Origin of the sequence: Arthrobacter sp. E44, from assembly GCF_041877125.1 — a bacterium.
GTDB lineage: Bacteria > Actinomycetota > Actinomycetes > Actinomycetales > Micrococcaceae > Arthrobacter.
This window is the reverse complement of sequence record NZ_JBHDJA010000028.1, coordinates 1-19,846: the sequence shown is the minus strand read 5'-3', so window position 1 is coordinate 19,846 and position 19,846 is coordinate 1. Positions and strand designations below refer to the sequence as shown.

14 protein-coding genes are annotated in these 19,846 nt (G+C 67.9%); 10 read left to right on the top strand and 4 right to left on the bottom strand.

Features of this window, described 5'->3' with window-relative positions; translation table 11 throughout:
* The first annotated feature begins 71 nt into the window (after positions 1-71).
* Positions 72-803, top strand: a complete 732-nt coding sequence (locus ACETK3_RS19015; protein WP_373993369.1) for a glutamine amidotransferase — start codon at positions 72-74, stop codon at positions 801-803.
* Between the two features lie 152 nt (positions 804-955).
* Here the strand turns inward: ACETK3_RS19015 and ACETK3_RS19010 are convergent, their stop codons facing one another.
* Positions 956-2,365, bottom strand: a complete 1,410-nt coding sequence (locus ACETK3_RS19010) for an MFS transporter (RefSeq protein ID WP_373993368.1) — start codon at positions 2,363-2,365, stop codon at positions 956-958.
* Positions 2,366-2,643: 278 nt separating this feature from the next.
* Between ACETK3_RS19010 and ACETK3_RS19005 the strand changes: the two genes are divergently transcribed.
* From ACETK3_RS19005 to ACETK3_RS18990, 4 genes are all read left to right on the top strand, one after another.
* Positions 2,644-4,056 (top strand): MFS transporter, encoded by a 1,413-nt coding sequence (locus ACETK3_RS19005; protein ID WP_236801768.1) that lies wholly within the window; start codon positions 2,644-2,646, stop codon positions 4,054-4,056.
* A gap of 1 nt (position 4,057) precedes the next feature.
* Complete coding sequence (locus ACETK3_RS19000; RefSeq protein WP_373993367.1) at positions 4,058-6,277, top strand: molybdopterin oxidoreductase family protein; 2,220 nt, start codon at positions 4,058-4,060, stop codon at positions 6,275-6,277.
* Positions 6,274-7,833, top strand: a complete 1,560-nt coding sequence (locus ACETK3_RS18995; protein WP_373993366.1) for an FAD-dependent oxidoreductase — start codon at positions 6,274-6,276, stop codon at positions 7,831-7,833. Before ACETK3_RS19000 ends, ACETK3_RS18995 begins: the two co-directional genes overlap by 4 nt.
* 259 nt (positions 7,834-8,092) lie before the next feature.
* Positions 8,093-9,550: a benzaldehyde dehydrogenase gene (locus tag ACETK3_RS18990; RefSeq protein ID WP_373993365.1), complete on the top strand. Its 1,458-nt coding sequence runs from the start codon at positions 8,093-8,095 to the stop codon at positions 9,548-9,550.
* 107 nt (positions 9,551-9,657) lie between these two features.
* Here ACETK3_RS18990 and ACETK3_RS18985 read toward each other — a convergent pair whose 3' ends face one another.
* Together ACETK3_RS18985 and ACETK3_RS18980 are read right to left on the bottom strand one after the other, a co-directional pair.
* The gene (locus ACETK3_RS18985) at positions 9,658-9,891 is read right to left on the bottom strand and encodes a hypothetical protein (RefSeq protein WP_373993364.1); all 234 of its coding nucleotides are present in this window, start codon (positions 9,889-9,891) and stop codon (positions 9,658-9,660) included.
* 129 nt (positions 9,892-10,020) lie between these two features.
* A complete protein-coding gene (locus tag ACETK3_RS18980; protein ID WP_306970433.1) occupies positions 10,021-11,436 on the bottom strand; it encodes an NAD(P)H-quinone dehydrogenase in 1,416 nt (471 codons plus the stop codon).
* Between the two features lie 103 nt (positions 11,437-11,539).
* On the opposite strand from ACETK3_RS18980, the gene ACETK3_RS18975 reads away from it, so the two are divergent.
* Together ACETK3_RS18975 and ACETK3_RS18970 are read left to right on the top strand one after the other, a co-directional pair.
* On the top strand, positions 11,540-12,358 hold the full coding sequence (locus tag ACETK3_RS18975) for a purine-nucleoside phosphorylase (RefSeq protein WP_142130615.1): 819 nt from the start codon (positions 11,540-11,542) through the stop codon (positions 12,356-12,358).
* A 57-nt stretch (positions 12,359-12,415) separates the two neighbouring features.
* Entirely contained in the window at positions 12,416-14,164 is a 1,749-nt protein-coding gene (locus tag ACETK3_RS18970) for a phospho-sugar mutase (RefSeq protein WP_237430152.1), read from the top strand.
* A 70-nt stretch (positions 14,165-14,234) separates the two neighbouring features.
* Here the strand turns inward: ACETK3_RS18970 and nirD are convergent, their stop codons facing one another.
* The gene (gene nirD / locus ACETK3_RS18965) at positions 14,235-14,618 is read right to left on the bottom strand and encodes a nitrite reductase small subunit NirD (protein WP_237430151.1); all 384 of its coding nucleotides are present in this window, start codon (positions 14,616-14,618) and stop codon (positions 14,235-14,237) included.
* Between the two features lie 258 nt (positions 14,619-14,876).
* Here nirD and nirB point away from each other — a divergent pair, with 258 nt between their 5' ends.
* Genes nirB through ACETK3_RS18950 form a run of 3 tightly spaced genes read left to right on the top strand, consistent with a single transcriptional unit; the run spans position 14,877 to position 19,731 of the window.
* Positions 14,877-17,519, top strand: coding sequence for a nitrite reductase large subunit NirB (gene nirB / locus ACETK3_RS18960; protein WP_373993363.1), 2,643 nt, complete (start codon positions 14,877-14,879; stop codon positions 17,517-17,519).
* Between the two features lie 2 nt (positions 17,520-17,521).
* Positions 17,522-18,553 (top strand): uroporphyrinogen-III C-methyltransferase, encoded by a 1,032-nt coding sequence (gene cobA, locus ACETK3_RS18955; RefSeq protein WP_236801755.1) that lies wholly within the window; start codon positions 17,522-17,524, stop codon positions 18,551-18,553.
* 14 nt (positions 18,554-18,567) lie between these two features.
* Positions 18,568-19,731, top strand: coding sequence for a uroporphyrinogen-III synthase (locus tag ACETK3_RS18950; protein WP_236801754.1), 1,164 nt, complete (start codon positions 18,568-18,570; stop codon positions 19,729-19,731).
* Positions 19,732-19,846 lie beyond the last annotated feature (115 nt).

Below are 19,846 nucleotides of genomic sequence, written 5' to 3'. Positions count from 1 at the left end.
CGGCGGTTGCAGTCCTGGGGCCGGCAGGCGTGGTGCTGGCAGGTGCAGCCGCCAGGATGCAGACTTTACTCATGCTGCCTTTCCTGCTCCTTGCCTCCCGTGCGGAGGATGCCGCCGCGGAGGACGAGTACGCCGCCTACCTGAGGTACGGCGGACTTGAAGAACGGGAGCTGGTCCGCGTCCGGCTCGAAGCCGCTCCCCTGCCCTCGCTGGACCTTTCAAAGTACTCCGGCGTGATCGTCGGCGGCAGCCCCTTCACCTCCAGCGACCCGCCGGAGCACAAAAGCGCCGTCCAGCACCGCGTGGAGCAGGAGTTGGCAGCGCTCCTGGACCAGCTGGTGGACCTTGACTTCCCGTTCCTCGGCGCCTGCTACGGGGTCGGCACGCTCGGGAGCCACCAGGGCGCCGTGATCGACCGGACCTACGGCGAGCCGCTGGGCGCGGTGCAGGTGGAACTGACTGAGGAGGGACTGCAGGACCCCATCCTGCAGGGCATGCCCCAAACCTTCACGGCGCTGACCGGACACAAGGAAGCCGTCAGCTCGCTGCCCCCGCACGCTGTGCTGCTGGCGCGGGCGGCCTCCTGCCCCGTCCACATGTTCCGCGTCAAGACCAATCTTTACGCCACCCAGTTCCATCCGGAGCTGGACACCGACGGGCTGGTGACCCGGATCGACATCTACCGGCATGCCGGCTACTTCCCGCCGGAGTCGGCAGACGAGCTCATGGCGGCGGCACGGCAGTTCACCGTCACCGAGCCCATGGCCGTGCTGAAGAACTTCGTGGCCCGCTACGCCCGCTGAGCCCCAACCACCCAAGCCGCGGCAGCCCCGCCGTCGTGCGTTCCTGCCCGGTTACCTCCGGCACTTAAGGCAGATGCCCGGCACCAACCCCGTTATTGCGGGGGCGGGGCCGGGCATCTCAGCCACTAACCGGGCCGGACTGCACCAGGGCGTCAGGCCACGTTGTTCTCGTAGTCCACGTCCCGGGTTTCGCGGGTGAGGAACAGCGCGATCAAGGTGAGCACCGCCATCGAGGTCAGGTAGACCCCGACCAGGACCGGGCTGCCCTTGGCAGCTTCCCAGAGGGCCACCGCGATGAACGGCGCCACTGCTGCACCCAGGATGCTGGAGAAGTTGTAGCTGATGGCGGATCCGGTGTACCGCACGTTGGTGGGGAACAGTTCGGGCAGCAGCGCCCCCATCGGGCCGAAGGTGAGGCCCATGAGCGAGAACCCGAGGATCAGCAGGCCCATGGTGCCCACGAAGCCGCCGCTGAACAGCGGAACGAACAACAGGCCGAAGACGAAGATCCCGGCAGTGACTGCGAGGAGCATCTTGCGGCGGCCGAACTTTTCCGCCAGCGGTCCGGAGACAAGGGTGAAGATGCCGAAGAAGACGACGCCGGCAATCAGCATCCAGAGGAAGTCGTTGCGGCTGTAGCCAAGGCCGGGGACGAACGCGGCGGCGGCGGCTTCGCTCATCGGTTTGCCGGCCTTTTCGGCTGCGGCCTTGGCGCCTTCCAGGGTTGGCTTGGTGCCGTAGGTGAGCGTGAACGTTGTCATCAGGTAGAAGAGCACGTAGGTGGCCAGCATGATGAAGGTACCCAGGATCAGCTGGCGCCAGCTGGTCTTGAAGACGCGGCCCAGCGGCAGCTTGGCGACCTCGTTGGACTCCAGGACCTTGGTGAAGGCCGGGGTTTCGATCAGCTTGAGGCGGACGTACAGGCCGATGATGACCATGACGGCGCTGAGCAGGAACGGCACGCGCCAGCCCCATGCCGCGAAGGCCTCCGGCGCCAGGGTGTAGCTTGCCACCAGGAAGATGACGTTGGCGATGATGAAGCCGATCGGGGCGCCGAGCTGCGGGAAGGTGCCGTAGATGGCGCGCTTGTTGGCGGGAGCATTTTCGGTGGCCAGCAGCGCGGCCCCGCTCCATTCGCCGCCGAGCGCCAGGCCCTGGGCGAAGCGCATGACCACCAGCAGGGCCGGCGCCAGGAACTCCCAGCCCGGAACCAGCGCGGTGGGAAGGCAGCCGATGAGGAACGTGGCGATACCCATGGTCAGCAGCGAAGCCACCAGCGTGCCCTTGCGGCCGAACTTGTCACCGAAGTGCCCGAAGATGATGGAGCCGAGGGGGCGGGCGATGAAGGCCACGCCAAACACGGCAAAGGAGCTCAGCAGCTGCGTGGTTTCGTTCGCGCTGGGGAAGAAGAGCTTCGGGAAGACGAGGACGGCGGCGGTGGCGTAGACGTAGAAGTCGTAAAACTCCACTGTGGTGCCGATCAGGCTGGCCACGATGACGCGGCCGCGGGAGTTCACCGGCTGCTGTGCACCTGGCAGCGCGGTGGTATCGGTGGATGACATAGGTAAGCACTTTCGTGAGACCGGCCGGGCACAGGCAGGACCGCCACCCGGCTCGAATAGTTAGAGTTCGATCTTACTTGCCTCCGTCCAGTCAATGGACGAAACGTCCAGCATCCGGACGGGTGTTGTCTGTCTCACAATCCGGCTGTTCCCCGGCGCCTCACGCCCCCTGACTGTGCCGGATAGGCAAAAGTCACAGCGCGTTAACACACATCGACTGTCCACGAAACGAGCCATCCCTAGGTTTGAGGAAACCCCATCCCCGAAGGAGGTAAACCGTGACTGTTGACCGCACTGTCGAAACCGGCGTACAGCCCGGCCCTGCCCGCGCCACAGACTCACCTGCCCTTGAATTCCGCCCCGGCCGCTGGATCGCCAACTGGGATGCGGAGAACAAGGAGCAGTGGGAAACCGCGGGCCGCGCCATCGCACGCCGGAACCTGAACTGGTCCATCTTCGCCGAGTTCCTGGGCTTCGTGGTCTGGCAGCTCTGGTCCATCGTGGTGGTCCAGCTTCCCGCCGCCGGCTTCACCTTCTCCACGTCGGAGATCTTTTGGCTCATCTCCATGCCCAGCCTGGTGGGCGCCACGCTCCGCATTCCCTACACGTTCATGGTCCCCCGCTTCGGGGGCCGGAACTGGACCATTGTGTCCGCCCTGCTGCTCCTGATCCCCTCCACCGGGCTGGCCCTCTGCGTCTCCAACCCGGAGACCCCATTCGGCGTCATGCTCCTTGTGGCGGCCCTGGCCGGCTTCGGCGGCGGAAACTTTGCCAGCTCCATGGCCAACATCACCTTCTTCTACCCGGCCCGGGAAAAGGGCTGGGCGCTGGGCCTGAACGCCGCGGGCGGAAACCTCGGTGCCGCCGTCGCACAGCTTGCCGTTCCCATTGTGATCACCCTGCTGGCCGCCGGCACCGTGAACCTTCCCATGGCCGGCTGGATGTGGGTTCCCTTCATCCTGCTGGCAGCCTTTGGGGCCTTCAAATACATGAACAACCTCACCAGCGCCAAGGGCGACGTGGCCGGATCGGTGGCGGCGCTCAAGGAACCGCACCTGTGGATCATGGCGCTGCTGTACATCGGGACGTTTGGTTCCTTCATCGGCTTCGCCGGCGTGTTCCCCAAGCTGATCAAGGACTACTTCCCCGGGTTCTCCACCATCGGCGTGGGAACCGTGGCCCTCTCTCTCGCCTTCCTGGGCCCCCTGGTGGGCTCGCTGGCCCGCCCCTACGGCGGACGCATGGCGGACCGCATGGGCGGAGCCCGGATGACCGTTTCGGCCTTCGCCGCCATGGCCGTAATCACGCTGACCATGGTCTGGACGCTGCCGCTGAAGAACTTCCTGCTCTTCCTGGTCCTGTTCCTGATGCTGTTCACTGCCAGCGGCTTCGGCAACGGCGCCACCTACCGGATGATTCCGGTCATCTTCGCCACCTCCAGCCGGGCCGCGCGCAAGGGCGCAAGCTCCGTGGCCACGCAGCGGCTGGCGTCCTCTGCCCTCGGCCTGATCTCCGCTATCGGGGCCTACGGCGGCTTCGTCATCCCCCAGGTCCTGAACGCCTCCAGCAGCGCCAGCGGTTCCTACACCCCCGCCTTCTACGGGTTCGTCGGCGCGTATGTCCTGATGCTGGTGGTCTGCTGGGCCTGCTACATCCGCAAGGCAGGCCGGAACGCGATGGGACACATCTAGCATGCCCGCAAGCGCCGACACGCACTGCCCCTACTGCGCCCTGCAGTGCGCCATGACGCTCACGCCCACCGCAGGCCTGGCAACGGCTGCCCAGCCGGGGCCGGGCTCCGCGCCGGCACCCGGTTCCACGCCCGGACCTGCATCCAACCCTGCACCCGCCCTGGAGGTTGCCGGCCGGGACTTCCCCACCAACCGCGGCGGCCTGTGCCGCAAGGGCTGGACCTCGCCATCGCTACTGAACCACGCGGGCAGGATCACTGAGCCCCTGCTGAAGGGTCCCGACGGCGCGCACCGCCCCATCGGCTGGGACCAAGCCCTGGACCTCGCGGCCCGGGCAGTGAAGGACGCCTGCGCCCGGTACGGTGCGGACGCCGTGGGCGTGTTCGGCGGCGGTGGACTCACCAACGAGAAGGCCTACATGCTGGGAAAGTTCGCCCGGCTGGCCCTCGGCACGTCCCGCATCGACTACAACGGCAGGTTCTGCATGTCCTCCGCTGCGGCTGCCGGGATGCGGGCCTTCGGCGTGGACCGCGGCCTGCCTTTCCCGGTCGAGGCGCTGGACACCGCCAGCACCATCCTGCTGCTCGGTTCGAACGTTGCCGAGACCATGCCGCCGTTCGTGCAGCACCTCAAGGGCGCCCGCGACGCCGGCGGCTTGATCGTGGTTGATCCGCGCCGATCCGCCACCGCAGCCTTCACGGCAGATGGCGGCGGACTCCACCTCCAGCCGCTGGCCGGCACCGACCTCACCCTGCTGCTCGGCCTCTCCCACGTGGTCATCCACGAGAACCTCGTGGACAGCGCCTACGTCCAGGAGCGCACTTCCGGCTACAGCGCCGTGGCCCGCAGTGTCAACGCCTTCTGGCCCGAACGCGTCCAGTCGATTACCGGCGTCCCGGCGGAGCTGATCCGGCAGACGGCCCGCATGCTTGCGGCCGGAGCCCGGGCGCGCGGGAGCTACATCCTCACGGGCCGCGGGGTGGAACAGCATGTCGACGGCACCGACACCGCCACCGCCGCCATCAACCTCAGCCTCCTGCTGGGCCTGCCCGGGTCCGCCCGCAGCGGCTACGGCACCCTCACCGGCCAGGGCAATGGCCAGGGCGGCCGCGAACACGGCCAGAAGGCGGACCAGCTTCCGGGCTACCGCAAAATCACCGACCCTGCCGCCCGCGCGCACGTCGCCTCCGTCTGGGGTGTCCCCGAGGACCTGATCCCCGGCCCCGGCCTGCCGGCCGTGCAGCTGCTGAAGTCATTGGGAAAGCCCGACGGCGTCCGGTGCCTCTTCGTCCATGCCTCCAATATTGCGGTGGCGGCACCCGATGCGAATGCCGTGATCGCTGGGCTGCGCAGCCTGGACTTCCTGGTGGTCTGCGACTTCTTCCTGTCCGAAACGGCCGCGGAAGCGGACCTGATCCTGCCCGTGCTGCAGTGGGCCGAAGAGGACGGCACCCTGACCAACTTGGAAGGACGCGTGCTGCGCCGCCGTCGCGCCGTCTCCCCGCCCCCCGGCGCCCGCAGCGAAATGTGGATCATGGCCCGCCTGGCCGAGCGGTTGGACGCACCCTCCACCTACAGCGAGGACCCGGAGACGGTCTTCGAGGAGCTGCGGCTCGCCTCCGCCGGTGGCCTCGCTGATTATTCAGGCATCGACTACGCCATGCTGGACCGCGGGGAGCCCGCATACTGGCCGTACCCGGCCGGCAGTTCCGGAACGCCGCGGCTGTTCACCGACCGCTTTTCGCACCCCGACGGCAAGGCGCAGCTGGTCCCGGTGGCGCCGCGCCGCCGTCGTACGCCTGCTGTCAGCCCCGGCCCCGCTGCAAAGGAAATGACCCTCATCACCGGCCGGCTCCTGGAGCACTACCAGTCCGGTGCCCAGACGCGGCGCGTGGCGGAGCTCCTCGCCGCCCAGCCCGAGGCGAAAGTGCAGCTCCACCCCGCGGCAGCGGAAGCGATGGCCATCGCCGAGGGATCATTGGTCTCCGTGGCCAACAGCCGCGGCGAGGTGGTGTGCCGGGCGGAGCTGAGCACGGCAATCCGCCCCGAGACGGTTTTCCTGCCCTTCCATTTTCCGGGTTCCGAAAGCGCCAACCGGCTGACCGAAGCGGCCACCGATCCCGTCTCCGGAATGCCCGAATTCAAGTTCAACACCGTGTGGGTCCGGCCGGTGCCCGCACCCGATTCCGCCCGCATGCTGCAAACGACGGAGGCCTCATGAGCGAGCAGATTGTCATCGTGGGATTCGGCCCCGTAGCCGCCAGGCTGGTGGATGAGCTGCTGCCCGCCGTGCGCGGAGGCCGGATCCGGCTCACCGTGGTGGGCGCGGAAGCCGATGCCGCCTACAACCGCGTGCTCGTGGCGGATCTCGGGGTCGGCCGGACCACTGCAGACGCCCTGGCACTTGCTGACGCGGCCGGGCTGGCCGAGGAGGGCGTGGACGTCCGCCTGGGCCTGCGGGTGAAGCGCGTGGACCGGGCGCGGCAGCAGGTCCTGCTCTCGGACGGGTTCGTGGTCCACTACGACCGGCTGGTCTTCGCCACCGGGTCCCGCCCGGTGATCCCCAACCTCACCGGCATCAACCCGGATCCCGCTACCCCGGTCCTTCCCGCGGGCGTTACGGCGCTGCGGGACCTGAGCGACGCCGGTGTGCTGCGGAAGGCGGTGGACGGCGGCAAGCGGGTGGTGGTGCTGGGCGGCGGGGTGCTGGGGCTGGAAACGGCGTTGGCCGCCGCGGAGGAGGGCGCCACCGTGACGGTGGTCCACAACGGCCCGCACCCGCTGGGCCGGAGCATCGACCGCGGCGGCGGAGCGGTCCTTGCCGCGGGGCTGCGGCGTTGCGGCGTACGGGTGGCCGGCAACGCACGTTCCACGGGGGTGGAGCACAACGGGCCCGACGGCGGCTTCTCGGCTTTGCTGCTCGATGACGGGTCCGCGATTGACGGCGACCTCCTGGTCATTTCGTGCGGTGTCCGTCCCCGGACCGAACTGGCCGAAGGATGCGGGCTGTCCACCGGCACCGGCATCCTGGTGGACCACCGGTTGCGGGCGCACCACGAACCGTACATTTTCGCCATCGGCGACTGCGCCGAGGTCCGCTGCCCGGACCCGGGCTGCGCGGGGTGCCGCAATGCCAAGGGTCCGTCGGGGCTGGTGGGGCCGGGCTGGCGGCAGGCAGAGTGGCTGGCCGGCTACCTCACCCTGCTGGCCGAAGGGGCAGCCGCGGAAGCCGAGCTGCTGCCCGCCCTGCCGCCGGAGCAGCCCGGCGTGGTGGTCTTGAAGGCCCGTGGAATGAACATGGCCGTGGCCGGCGACAACTCCGCCGATCCCTGGGACGAGGAGATTCTCACGGCCGGGGCAGCCACCGGCCGGCCCCGCCTGCAGGTCTCGCAGTGGGCAGATCCGGAGCACGGCCGGTACGTCAAAATGACCACGCGTGGGGGCGTCCTGGAAGGACTGGTGGCAGTGGGCATGCCGAGGACGGCTGCCGAGCTGGTGGGGCTCTTTGAACGTGGGGCTGAACTGCCCGCGGACCGGTCGCTGCTCCTCCGCCTGGACGGTCCGGACCAGCTGCCGGGCGCCGGCCCGGCGGATCCCGCCGGAACCGTGTGCCGGTGTGCCGGCGTGAGCGGGGCTGCCATTACGGCTGCGGTCTCCGATGGCTGTGCCACTGTTGCGGAGGTTTCGAAGGCAACGCGCGCGGGCACCGGCTGCGGCGGCTGCCACGAGGACCTCAAGGGCCTTATCGAACGGCACTTCTCCCCAGCCTTGCCCTAACCTCGCAAGCTCGGTCAGGGAACCCGGCGGCCGTGGCCCCACCCAGCCTTGCCCTAACCTCGCAAGCTCGGTCAGGGAACCCGGCGGCCGTGGCCCCACCCAGCCTTGCCCTAACCCCGCAAAGCCCGGTCAGGGAACCATAGTTGACGGCGCATGAACATGGCGGCGAAGGTAAAGGCACCACCATTGATTGGGGGGTGTTCCGGCATCCGCCCGTCCGTGACATTGAGTCGCGGCAGTTCACGACGAAAGGACACTGATGTCCCTCCTCGATTCCGCCCCCTGGGACGGCAACATCTACCTCAACGGCTGGCGCAAGGGCGGCGGCGGAACCGGAACCAGCGTTGAACCGGCCACCGGCGCCCAGCTGGGCAACTACGGGGTCGCCTCCGTGGAGGACGTCCGGGAAGCTGCCACAGTGGCGGCGAAGGCCCAAAAGGACTGGGCCGCGCGCAACCCGGAGGAGCGCGCCGCCGTGCTGCGCCGCGCCGGGCAGCTCTGGGAGGAGCACACCGCGGAGGTCCAGGACTGGATCGTCCGGGAATCCGGCGGCATTGCGCCCAAGGCAGGGCTGGAAACCCACATTGCCGCGAACGAATGCTACGACGCCTCGGCGCTGCCCTCGCTGCCGGCCGGGGATGTGCTCACCTCCAACGAGAACCGCTGGTCCTTTGCCAGGCGCCGCCCGGTGGGCGTCGTCTCCGTGATCGCGCCGTTCAACTTCCCGCTGATCCTCTCCATCCGCGCCGTCGCCCCTGCCCTGGCGCTGGGGAACGCCGTGCTGCTCAAACCGGATCCCCGGACCGCTGTCTGCGGCGGCGTCACCCTCATGCGGATCTTCGAGGAGGCCGGCCTCCCGCCGGGGCTGCTGTCGCTGCTGCCCGGCGGCGCGGACATCGGTGCGGCCGTGGTGGAGGCGCCGGAAGTTCGCGTCATCGCCTTTACGGGTTCGACGGCGGCCGGGCGGAAGATCGGCGAGACCGCCGGACGCCTGCTCAAGCGTGCCCACCTGGAGCTTGGCGGCAACAACGCACTGATCGTGCTGCCGGGTGCGGACCTGGCCAAGGCCGCGTCGGCCGCCGCGTTCGGATCGTTCATGCACCAGGGCCAGATCTGCATGGCCGCGGGCCGTCATATCGTGCACGAGGACATCTACGACGACTACGTTGCCGCACTGTCGGAAAAGGCCGCCCACCTTCCGGTCGGTGACCCAAAGAGCGGCACCGTGGCGCTGGGACCGGTCATCGATGAGCGGCAGCTGCACCGCGTGGACGGCATTGTCCAGGAGGCAGTGAAGGGCGGCGCCCGCGTGGCGGCCGGCGGTACCCACGATGGACGCTTCTACCAGCCCACCGTACTGGTGGACCTCAAGCAGGACAGTCCGGCCTGGAAGGATGAAATCTTTGGTCCCGTGGCCCCGGTAACCAGCTTCTCCACCGTGGAGGAGGCAGTGGCCCTGGCCAACGACAGCGAATACGGCCTGTCCATCGGCATCCTGGGCGACGTCGGCATGGCCATGACCATTGCCGACCAGCTGGACTCCGGCAAGGTCCACATCAACGAGCAGACCGTGTCGGACGAAGCCAATTCGCCATTCGGCGGCATGAAAGATTCGGGCAACGGCTCACGGATCGGCGGCCACCACGCCAACATGGAGTCCTTCACCGAAATCCAGTGGCTTACCATGCGCCCGGACATCGCCCCGTATCCGTTTTAAGCTGGCGCTGCCGGTTCACCGGAAGCGCCTCAGACCGTGGCCAGGAAAGCCGCTGCCGGTCCTGCAAACGGAAGCAGGACCGGCAGCGGGCAACTGAGCCGTTCCCCTTATTCGACTTCCCCGGCGGCCACGGCCTCCGCGTACTTGGTGAGGTCCGGGCCCAGCTGGAAGTCCACGAACTGGCCCTTCAGCTTCTCGAACAGGAATTCGTACACCTTGTCCTTACCGGATCCGGACAGCGATGAAGCCGCCTCCCGGACCGCTTCCTGCAGTGCCCGGTCGGCATCCAGCAGGATCTTTTCCCGCGCCTGCTCGTTCCACTTGATGTCCTGCAGTTCCATGGGCCCCTCCTTGCGTCGACGGCTGGTACAGGAACGGCCGGGAACTTCATGGAAATTCCCGGCCGCGCCTGGTTCGAGTCTAGGCAGGTGGCGCCGGAGGGGTCCAGCCCCGCCCGTGGCCGGGAAGATTTACATGTGGACGTGCAGTCGGCGGGCTGCCTCGGAGATGGACCCGGTCAGCGACGGGTACACCGTGAAGGTGCTGGCGACGTCGTCCACGTGCAGTTTCTGCTTCACCGCAATGGAAATGGGGAAGATCAGTTCGGACGCGTTGGGTCCCACCACCACACCGCCGATCACGGTGCCCGAGCCCTTCCGCGCGAAGATCTTCACGAACCCATCCTTGGCGTTGCGCATCTTGGCGCGGGCGTTGCTTCGCAGGGAGAGCTTGATGATGTCGGCCTGGTACTTGCCGGATTCGATCTCTGCCTCGGACACGCCAACGTTCGCGATTTCGGGCGAGGTGAAGATGTTGGACGCTACCTGGTGGAGCTTGAGCGGGGTGACGCCGTCGCCCATGAAGTGCGCCACCGCGATGCGCCCCTGCATGGCGGCCACCGAGGCCAGCGGCAGGACACCGGTGCAGTCACCGGCGGCGTAGATGTTGGGGGCCGTGGTGCGGGACACGCCGTCCACCTTGATGTGGCCGCTGTCGCTGACCGCCACCCCGGCCTCCTCCAGGCCGATGCCGGCGGTGTTTGGGATGGAGCCCAGGCACAGCAGGCAGTGGCTGCCGGTCACCTTGGTGCCGTCCGAGAGCGTGACCACCACGCCGTCGTCCGTGCGCTCGACGGACTGGGCACGGGAGCGGGACAGGACCCGGACGCCGCGGCGTTCAAACACTTCCTCAAGGACCACTGCGGCGTCCACGTCCGAGCCCGGCAGCACGCGGTCGCGGCTGGAGACCAGGGTGACTTTGGAGCCGAGGCCGTTGTAGGCGGACGCGAATTCGGCGCCGGTTACGCCGGAGCCCACCACGATGAGCTCCTCGGGCAGTTCATCCAGGTTGTAGATCTGGGTCCAGTTCAGGATCCGTTCCCCGTCCGGGCGGGCCGTTTCCAGTTCGCGCGGGTGCGCCCCCACAGCCAGCAGGACGGTGTCCGCTTCGATCGTCTCGGTGCCATCAACGGTGAGGACCTCGATGGTGTGGCTGTCCAGGAGGCGACCGGAACCGGCGATGATGCGGACGCCCTGCTTTTCGAGGCCGTCGCGGATGTCCTGCGACTGGGTGCGGGCCAGGTTAAGGAGGCGGTCGTTGATGTGCTTGAGGTCGGCGCGCATCACGGGCACAAAGTCGCCGCCGTCGACGTCGAACTTCACGCCCAGCTCGCCGGCCTCGGCAACGCGCGTCATCAGGTCCGCCGTGGCAATGAGGGTCTTGGACGGAACCACGTCCGTCAGCACGGCGGAGCCGCCCAGGCCCGCGCGCTCAACGATGGTGACCGTCGCTCCAAGCGAGGCGGCCACCATGGCGGCTTCGTATCCGCCGGGACCACCTCCCAGGATTGCGATCCGGGGGGAACTGAAATCTGGGTGCGTAGTCACAGTCATCCATTCTCGCCCATTTACCGCCTGACCACCAAGAAAACAGGGCATCCTGCGGGCCGCAGTGACAGGGGTAACAGGGGCGGCAGGATAACTTGTACTGGTGAGTACAACAGACTTCCTGAACACGGACCCGTTCGCCGCCGCCCGCGCCGCCGCCGACTACATCGCCGAGGAGACCGGCGTGGACCGCCACGACACCGCACTGGTCCTCGGCTCCGGCTGGGGCGAGGCCGCTGACCTGATCGGCGAGACCACCGCCACCCTGTCCGCCGAGGAAGTCCCCGGCTTTCACTCCCCTGCCGTCGAGGGCCACGTGGGCACCATCCGCTCCGTGCTGACCAAGGGCGGCAAGCGCGCCCTGGTCCTGGGCGCCCGCACCCACTATTACGAAGGCAAGGGCGTTCGCGCCGTGGTGCATGGCGTCCGCACCGCGGCAGCCGCCGGGTGCAGCACCCTGGTCCTCACCAACGGCTGTGGCGGGCTCAACGAGGCCTGGGCACCCGGCACGCCGGTCCTGATCCGGGACCACATCAACCTCACCGCGGCCTCACCGCTGGAAGGGGCCACGTTCGTGGACCTGACGGACCTCTACTCACCAAGGATCCGCGGACTTGCCCGCGAAGTGGATCCCACCTTGGACGAAGGCGTCTACGCGCAGTTCCCCGGCCCGCACTATGAGACCCCGGCGGAAGTGCAGTACGCCAAGCGCATCGGCGCCGACCTGATCGGCATGTCCACGGCGCTGGAGGCCATCGCCGGCCGGCACGCCGGCATGGAAGTATTCGGCATTTCGCTGGTCACCAACCTCGCCGCGGGCATCAGCCCCCAGCCGCTGAGCCACCAGGAAGTCCTTGAATCCGGCGAGGCTGCGGGTCCCCGCATCTCAAGGCTGTTGGCCGACATCATCGCCCGGCTCTAGCAGGACCACGCACCCGGGTGCATCACGGCGGGGTGCAATGACGATAGCGTTGTGCCCATGACCACTGCCGATGCCGAACTCCGCCTGCTCGCCGAGGCCCGCGAATGGGCTGCCCAGGACCCGGACCCCGTAACCAAGGCGTCCCTCCTGGAGCTTGTCCGCCTTGCCGACGACGGCGATCCGGCGGCCCGGCAGGAACTGGAAGACAGCTTCCGCGGCACGCTGCAGTTCGGCACCGCCGGCCTGCGCGCCGCCCTGGGACCCGGGCCCAACCGGATGAACCGGGTGGTGGTGCGCCGCGCCGCGGCGGGACTCGCCGCTTTCCTGGTGGACGCCGTGGCAAAGGCGGCGGCCGGCACCCGGCCGCGCGCCGTCGTCGGCTATGACGCCCGGCATAACTCCGATGTCTTTGCGGAGGAGACGGCCGCGATCTTCACCGCGGCCGGTATCGAGACGTTTCTGCTGCCGGCCGCCCTCCCCACTCCCCTGCTGGCCTACGCGGTCCGCGCGCTGGACTGTGACGGCGGCGTCATGGTCACCGCCAGCCACAACCCCCCGCAGGACAACGGGTACAAGGTGTACCTGGGCCGGCATGCCGTGGCCGCGGACGGTGACGGTGCCCAGATCGTGGCCCCTTACGACGCCGAAATCGCTGCGCGCATCAGCGCGGTGAGACCGCTGGAATCAATTGCACTGGCAGCGGACGGGTGGACGGTCCTGGACGGCTCGCTGGCCGCCGGGTACGAACGGACGACGGCGGCACTCGCCATGGCGGAGCGCTTCCCCGCACGCGACCTGAAGATCGTCCTGACCCCGCTGCATGGTGTGGGCGGCGGCACTGCGCTGGACGTCCTGAAGGCGGCAGGTTTCACGGATGTCACCGTGGTGGCCGAGCAGGCGGAGCCGGACCCTGATTTTCCCACCGTCAGTTTCCCCAACCCGGAGGAACCCGGGGCGCTGGACCTCGCCCTGGAAGCGGCCGCGCGGCTGGATGCCGACCTGGTCATCGCCAATGACCCCGATGCCGACAGGGCTGCAGTAGCGGCGAAAGATCCTGACACCGGCGCCTGGCGGATGCTCCGCGGCGATGAAGTGGGATCACTGCTGGGCGCGCACATGGTGGCCCGGCTCGCGGACGGCGCCCCCGGCGACGAAGCCGACGGCCGGGGCGTCTTTGCCAATTCGATTGTTTCCTCCCGACTGCTGGCCCGCATCGCCAATGCTGCCGGCTTCGCGCACCAGGAAACACTGACCGGATTCAAATGGATCTCCCGCGTTCCCGGCCTGGTCTACGGGTACGAAGAGGCACTGGGATACTGCGTGGCGCCGGACTTGGTGAAGGACAAAGACGGCATCTCCGCCGCGGTCCTGATCGCCGAACTCGCCGCCACCGCCAAAGCCGCAGGCAAGACGGTCTTCGACACCCTGGATGAGCTGTACCTCCAGCACGGCCTGCACGCCAGCGACCAGCTCAGCATCAGGGTTGCGGACCTGGGGCTGCTGGACGCCATGATGAACCGCCTGCGCGTTTCGCCGCCGGAATCTTTCGGCCAGTCAGCGGTGGAGGTCTTCACCGACCTTGCCGAGGGCACCGCCCAGCTGCCGCCCACCGAGGGCCTGCTCTACATCACCCGGAACCTGACCCGGGTCATCATCCGGCCCAGCGGTACGGAGCCCAAGCTCAAGTGCTACCTGGAGGTCATCCACCAGGTTGGATCCGCCGCGGAGCTGCCGGCCGCACGCCAGGCGGCCCGGGCTTCCCTGGACGAGGTCCTGCACGACGTCAGCGAAGCGCTGGGGCTTTAACAGGTCACTAAGCACGAAAGGGGCGCCGGACTGTTCAGAGTCCCGGCGCCCCTTTTCCGGCTCCGGCGAATTACTGGAGACCCACCTCGACGAAGCCGTTGGTGACGCGGGTGGGGTACGCTGCGAGCCGCAGGCCGGGACTGGTGAAGCACTCCCCTGTCTCCAAGTCATAGACCTCCTTGTGCAGCGGCGAGGCGATGGTGGGCCTGGCACCCTTGGAGCCCAGGATGCCACGGGCCATGACGTGGGCTCCGGTGGCCGGATCCTCATGGGCCACGGCGAAGACTTCCTCCGGGCCGGTGCGGAAAAGCGCCACCTGGCGCCCTGCAACCAAGGCGGCCTCGCCCCACGCCGGTTCGAGGTCCTCAACCGCGCAGACACGGTGCCAGCCGGTCTCAAATCCAGCGAGGTCTGATTCGGCGGCGAGCGCCCCAAGTTCCAGTGTTGCCGTCATGTCCGGCTCCTTTCCCTGTGCCTGTTGTCCTTGCAGCGGCTGCTTTTGCGGCCGTGTCCCACGCTAAGGTCCAGGTGTTTCATAGGGGTGCGGTACATATGTCCGGCGCGTAAAAGAGACCTAACCCGGGTGGAAATGCATCCGTGATGCAGAAGTTAAGTTGACGAAACAATTGGGAAACTGAGGCGAAACTGCCCCTTCCTAGGCTGGAGGCACAAGCTGCAGAGCACCGTCTGCGGCCCATGCGAAAGGCCCACAGTGACCGAACAGACTTCAAGCACAGAGACTCCGCGCCGCATCGTCGTCGCCGGCGGCGGCCCCGCGGCCCACCGTTTTGCGGACGCCATGCATGCCCGGGGCCTCGACGGCTGGCATGTCACGGTCCTCACCGAGGAAGCCCACCTCCCCTACGACCGGGTGGCGCTCTCCAAGGCCCTCACCGATACCGGCGTGGACCTCACCCTGGGAACGGCCGGGATGTGGGAGCACGGTTCGCTGGTCCTAAAGACCGGCGAACGCGTGGTGAAGATCAACGCCGCGGCGAAGACGGTGGAAACCGCGGCGGGGAACTCCTACGTCTACGACGAGCTGGTGGTGGCCACGGGTTCGGACGCTGTCCGCCTGCCCATCCCGGGCGCCCAGCACGCGCACGTCTACCGGACACTCGAGGACGTCTGGGCCATCAACAAGGCCATCGCAGAGCTCACCGAAAAGCTGGGCCGCAAAATCAACGCCGTGACCATCGGCGGTGGCCTCCTGGGCCTCGAGTCGGCCGCCGGCACGGAGCAGCTCGGCGCCACTCCCGTGGTCATCAACGGTGCACCCTGGCTCATGAACACCCAGCTGGACGAGGGCGCCGGGCAGGCCCTTGGCCGCCTGATCGAGGCCAAGGGCTTCGAAGTGCACGGCGGCGTGTTCCCCAGCGAAATTTTGACGGACGACGACGGCCAGGTCACCGACGTGCTGATGGCTGACGAACGCGTCATCCCGGCAGACCTCGTGATTGTCGCCGTGGGCGTCAGGCCCCGCGACGAGCTCTTCCGCGCGGCCGAGGGCGAGGAGCAGCTGTTCAGCCTGGGCCCGCGGGGCGGCGTGGCGATCAACGATTTCTGCGCCACCGAGGTCCCCGGCATCTGGGCCATCGGCGAGGTGGCCAACTTCGGCGGCATGTGCCTGGGCCTGGTGGCCCCCGCCAACACCATGGCCGAGATCGTCGCCGACCGGCTGCACGGCGGCGACGCCACGTTCCCGGGCTTCGACACCGCCACCAAGCTGAAGCTTTCCGGTGTGGACGTGGCCAGCTTCGGGGACGCCTTCGCCCGGACCGAACACGCTTTGGAGATCGTCTACGCAGACCCCGCCCGCGGTGTGTACCAGAAGATCGTCACCACTGACGACGCCAAGACCCTGCTGGGCGGCATCTTCGTGGGTGACGCCTCACCGTACATGAGCCTGCGTCCGCTCCTGGGCCGTGAACTTCCCGCCGAGCCCGGCGCTTTCCTCTCCGCGGCAGGCGGCGGAGAAGCTCCCGAAACCGAACTCCCCGACGACGCCACCCTCTGCTCCTGCAATAACGTCACCGCCGGGACCATCCGGGACACCATCAACGGCTGCGGAGCGTGTGAGGGGAATGCGCCGGTCCAGGAACTCGGCGAACTCAAGGGCTGCACCCGCGCCGGAACCCAGTGCGGTTCCTGCGTGCCAATGCTGAAGAAACTGCTGGAAACCGAGCTGACCAAGTCCGGCGTCGAGGTGTCCAAGGCCCTGTGCGAGCACATCGAGTTGTCCCGCCAAGAGCTGTTCGACGCCATCCGGGTCCTGGAACTGACCTCCTTCGAGGAGATCATGGCCAAGTACGGTACCGGCGCCGGCTGCGACATCTGCAAGCCCACCATCGCGAACATCCTCGCCAGCCAGAACAGCGCCTACGTCCTGGACGCCGGCCGCGGCACGCTGCAGGACACCAACGACCGTGCCCTGGCCAACATGCAGAAGGACGGGACCTACTCGGTGGTCCCGCGCATTGCCGGCGGTGAGATCACCCCGAAGAAGCTGGGCGTCATCGCTGCCGTCGCCGAGAAGTACGGCCTGTACACCAAGATCACCGGCGGCCAGCGGATCGACATGTTCGGTGCCCGGCTGGAGCAGCTCCCGGAAATCTGGAAGGAACTGGTGGATGCCGGCTTCGAATCCGGCCAGGCCTACGGCAAGAGCCTGCGCACTGTTAAGTCCTGCGTCGGGTCCACCTGGTGCCGCTTCGGCGTGCAGGATTCGGTGGCCATGGCCATCAAGCTGGAACTGCGCTACCGCGGCCTGCGCAGCCCCCACAAGCTCAAAATGGGCGTCTCCGGCTGCGCCCGCGAATGCGCCGAGGCCCGCGGCAAGGACGTCGGGGTGATCGCCACGGCCGACGGCTGGAACCTGTACGTCGGCGGCAACGGCGGCGCCACCCCGGCCCACGCCCAGCTCCTGGCCAAGGACCTGGACGACGAGACCCTCATCAAGTACATCGACCGCTACTTCATGTACTACATCCGCACCGCCGACCGCCTGCAGCGCACGGCCCGGTGGCAGGAGGAGCTCGACGGCGGCATCAAGCACGTTGAGGACGTGGTGGTCAAGGACACCCTGGGGATCGCCGCCGACCTTGAGTCCGCCATGGCCAGGCACGTGGACACCTACGTGGACGAATGGGCGGACACCCTGAAGGACCCCGAGCGGTTGCGCCGCTTCCGCTCCTTCGTCAACGCACCGGACCAGAAGGACGACTCCATCACCTTCGTCCCGGACGAGCGCGGCCAGATGCGCCCTGCCACCCCCGAGGAAAAGGGAAAGGTCCTGATCGGAGCCGCCATCCCGGTCCGCACGTCAACCACGGACAATACCGAAAAAGAGGCATAACCATGCAGCTCAGCATCGACCTCACCGGCCGGGACGTCCTGGTGGCCGGCACCGCCACTGCAGCGCGGCAGGCAGTGCGCCGCTACAAAGCCGCGGGCGCCGTCGTGCACCGCCTGGAGACCCCGCACAGCGCCGCCCTTACCCGGCTGCCGGAACAGTTGTTCCTGGTTGCAGCGGTCGCGGACGGACAGCCCGGCTGGGGCACATTGTTGGGCCGCTGCCGGGAAGCCGGCGTCCCCGTTGCCGCGGAGCCCGCCGCAGGGCCCGGAGGCAATGTCACCCTGGTGGGCGGTGGCCCCGGAACCCCTGACCTGCTCACCGTGGCGGCCGTCAAGGCGCTCCGGGACGCCGACGTCGTTTTCTATGACCGCCTGGCCCCGTACCAGGAGCTGCCGCTGCTGACCTCCGCCGAGCTTGTCGACGTCGGCAAGAAGCCGGGTCACCACAAGGTCAGCCAGGCGGACATCGAAAAACTGATGGTGGAAAGCGCGCTGGCCGGCAACAACGTGGTGCGCCTCAAGGGCGGCGACCCCTACGTCTTTGGCCGCGGCGGCGAGGAAGTGGCCGCCTGCGTGGCCGCGGGCGTCAAGGTCCAGGTAGTGTCCGGCGTCACCAGCGCCATCTCGGTGCCCGCCGCGGCAGGTATCCCGGTGACCCACCGGGAAGTCAGCCATCTGTTCACCGTGGTTTCCGGGCATGCCCCGCTCACCGAGAAGGAGCACCTGCACCTGGCTGGCCTGGGCGGCACAATAGTGGTGCTTATGGGCATCGGCACCCTCCACCAGCTGGCGGCAGGCCTCCGCCGCGCCGGCATGCGGCCGGACATGCCCATGGCCGTCGTGGAACGGGGCTACCGGCCCGGCCAGCGCACAACTGTCGCGGACCTGGGCACCATCACCTCCGCTGCTGCCGGCTGCAGCAACCCTGCAGTGCTTGTCATCGGCGAGGTGGTGCGGGTGGCTGAGGCCAACCGCGGGCACGCCGGCGCCGCCGCCGACCTGGACAGGTTGGCGGCTTCGCTGCTGGGATCATGAAAGGATTGACCCCCATGACTGCACTTGCACCGGTTGAACAGACGCAGGCCGAACCAACGCAGGCAGAAGCTGCTCCGGATGCCGCCGAGTCGCCGCTGGAGGGGTTCCGTATCGGCGTCACCTCTGACCGGCGGTCCCGGGACCTCATTGAGGCCCTGGAACGCCGCGGCGCCGAAGTCCTGCACGCGCCGGCGCTGAAGATCGCTCCCGTCCAGGAGGACATGCGCCTCATAGAAGACACCCGGGCCATCATCGCAGCCAAGCCGGACCTCTGTATCGCCACCACCGCTTACGGAATGCGCCGGTGGTGCGAGGCCGCGGACTCCTTTGGCATCGGCGACGAACTGTTGGAAACCCTCGGGAACTGCCGCATGTTCGTCCGGGGACCCAAAGCCCGCGGTGCCGTGCGGGCAGCCGGCCTTGCCGACGTCGGCATCAGCAGCGACGAAACCACCGCCACCCTGGTGGACATGCTGCTTGCTGAAGGCGTCCGCGGCAAGACTGTCGCCATGCAGCTGCACGGCTACACCGACGTGCGGCAGATCGAGCGGCTGCGGATGTCCGGCGCCACGGTCCTGACCGTCACGCCGTACCGCTGGGTGAAACCCGACGGCGAGGACCGGCTGCCCCGCTTGATCGAGGCTGCCTGCAGCGGAAACCTCGACGTCCTGACCTTCACCAGCGCCCCCGCTGTCGATGCCATGTGGAGCACCGCGCACGAGATGGGCCTGTATAAGCAGTTGGTGGAGAGCCTGAAACTGAACGTCACCACCGCCGTGGTGGGTCCCGTGACCGCGCAGCCGCTCCTGGACGCCGGCATCACACCGCTGATCCCCGAACGTTTCCGCATGGGCGCCCTCATCCGCCTGGTGTGCGAGCACCTTGCGCTGAACCACGTCCGCCGGCTGGAGACGCGCTCCGGAAACATCGAGCTCCGCGGCCGCTGCCTCCGCATCGACGGCCAGCAGGTGGAACTGGCGCCCGCTCCCCTGCTGCTCCTGCGCGCCCTGCTGGGTGCAGGCGGCGCAGTCCTGTCCCGTGAATCGCTCTCCGACCTGCTGGAACTCCGGGGATCCGTGCACGCGCTGGACATGACGGTGAGCAGGCTGCGTTCGTCGCTGCCGGACGGCAGGCTTATTGAGACCGTGGTCAAGCGCGGGTACCGGATCCGCGTCTAGTTGTACTGAGTCAGGACGTTGGTTACATCGTGAATAGGTGAAGACCTCTTAGGTTGGTGGTTACCACACACAGCCAACGACTAAGAGGTCTTCATGTCCCACCGTAATGCCCGGC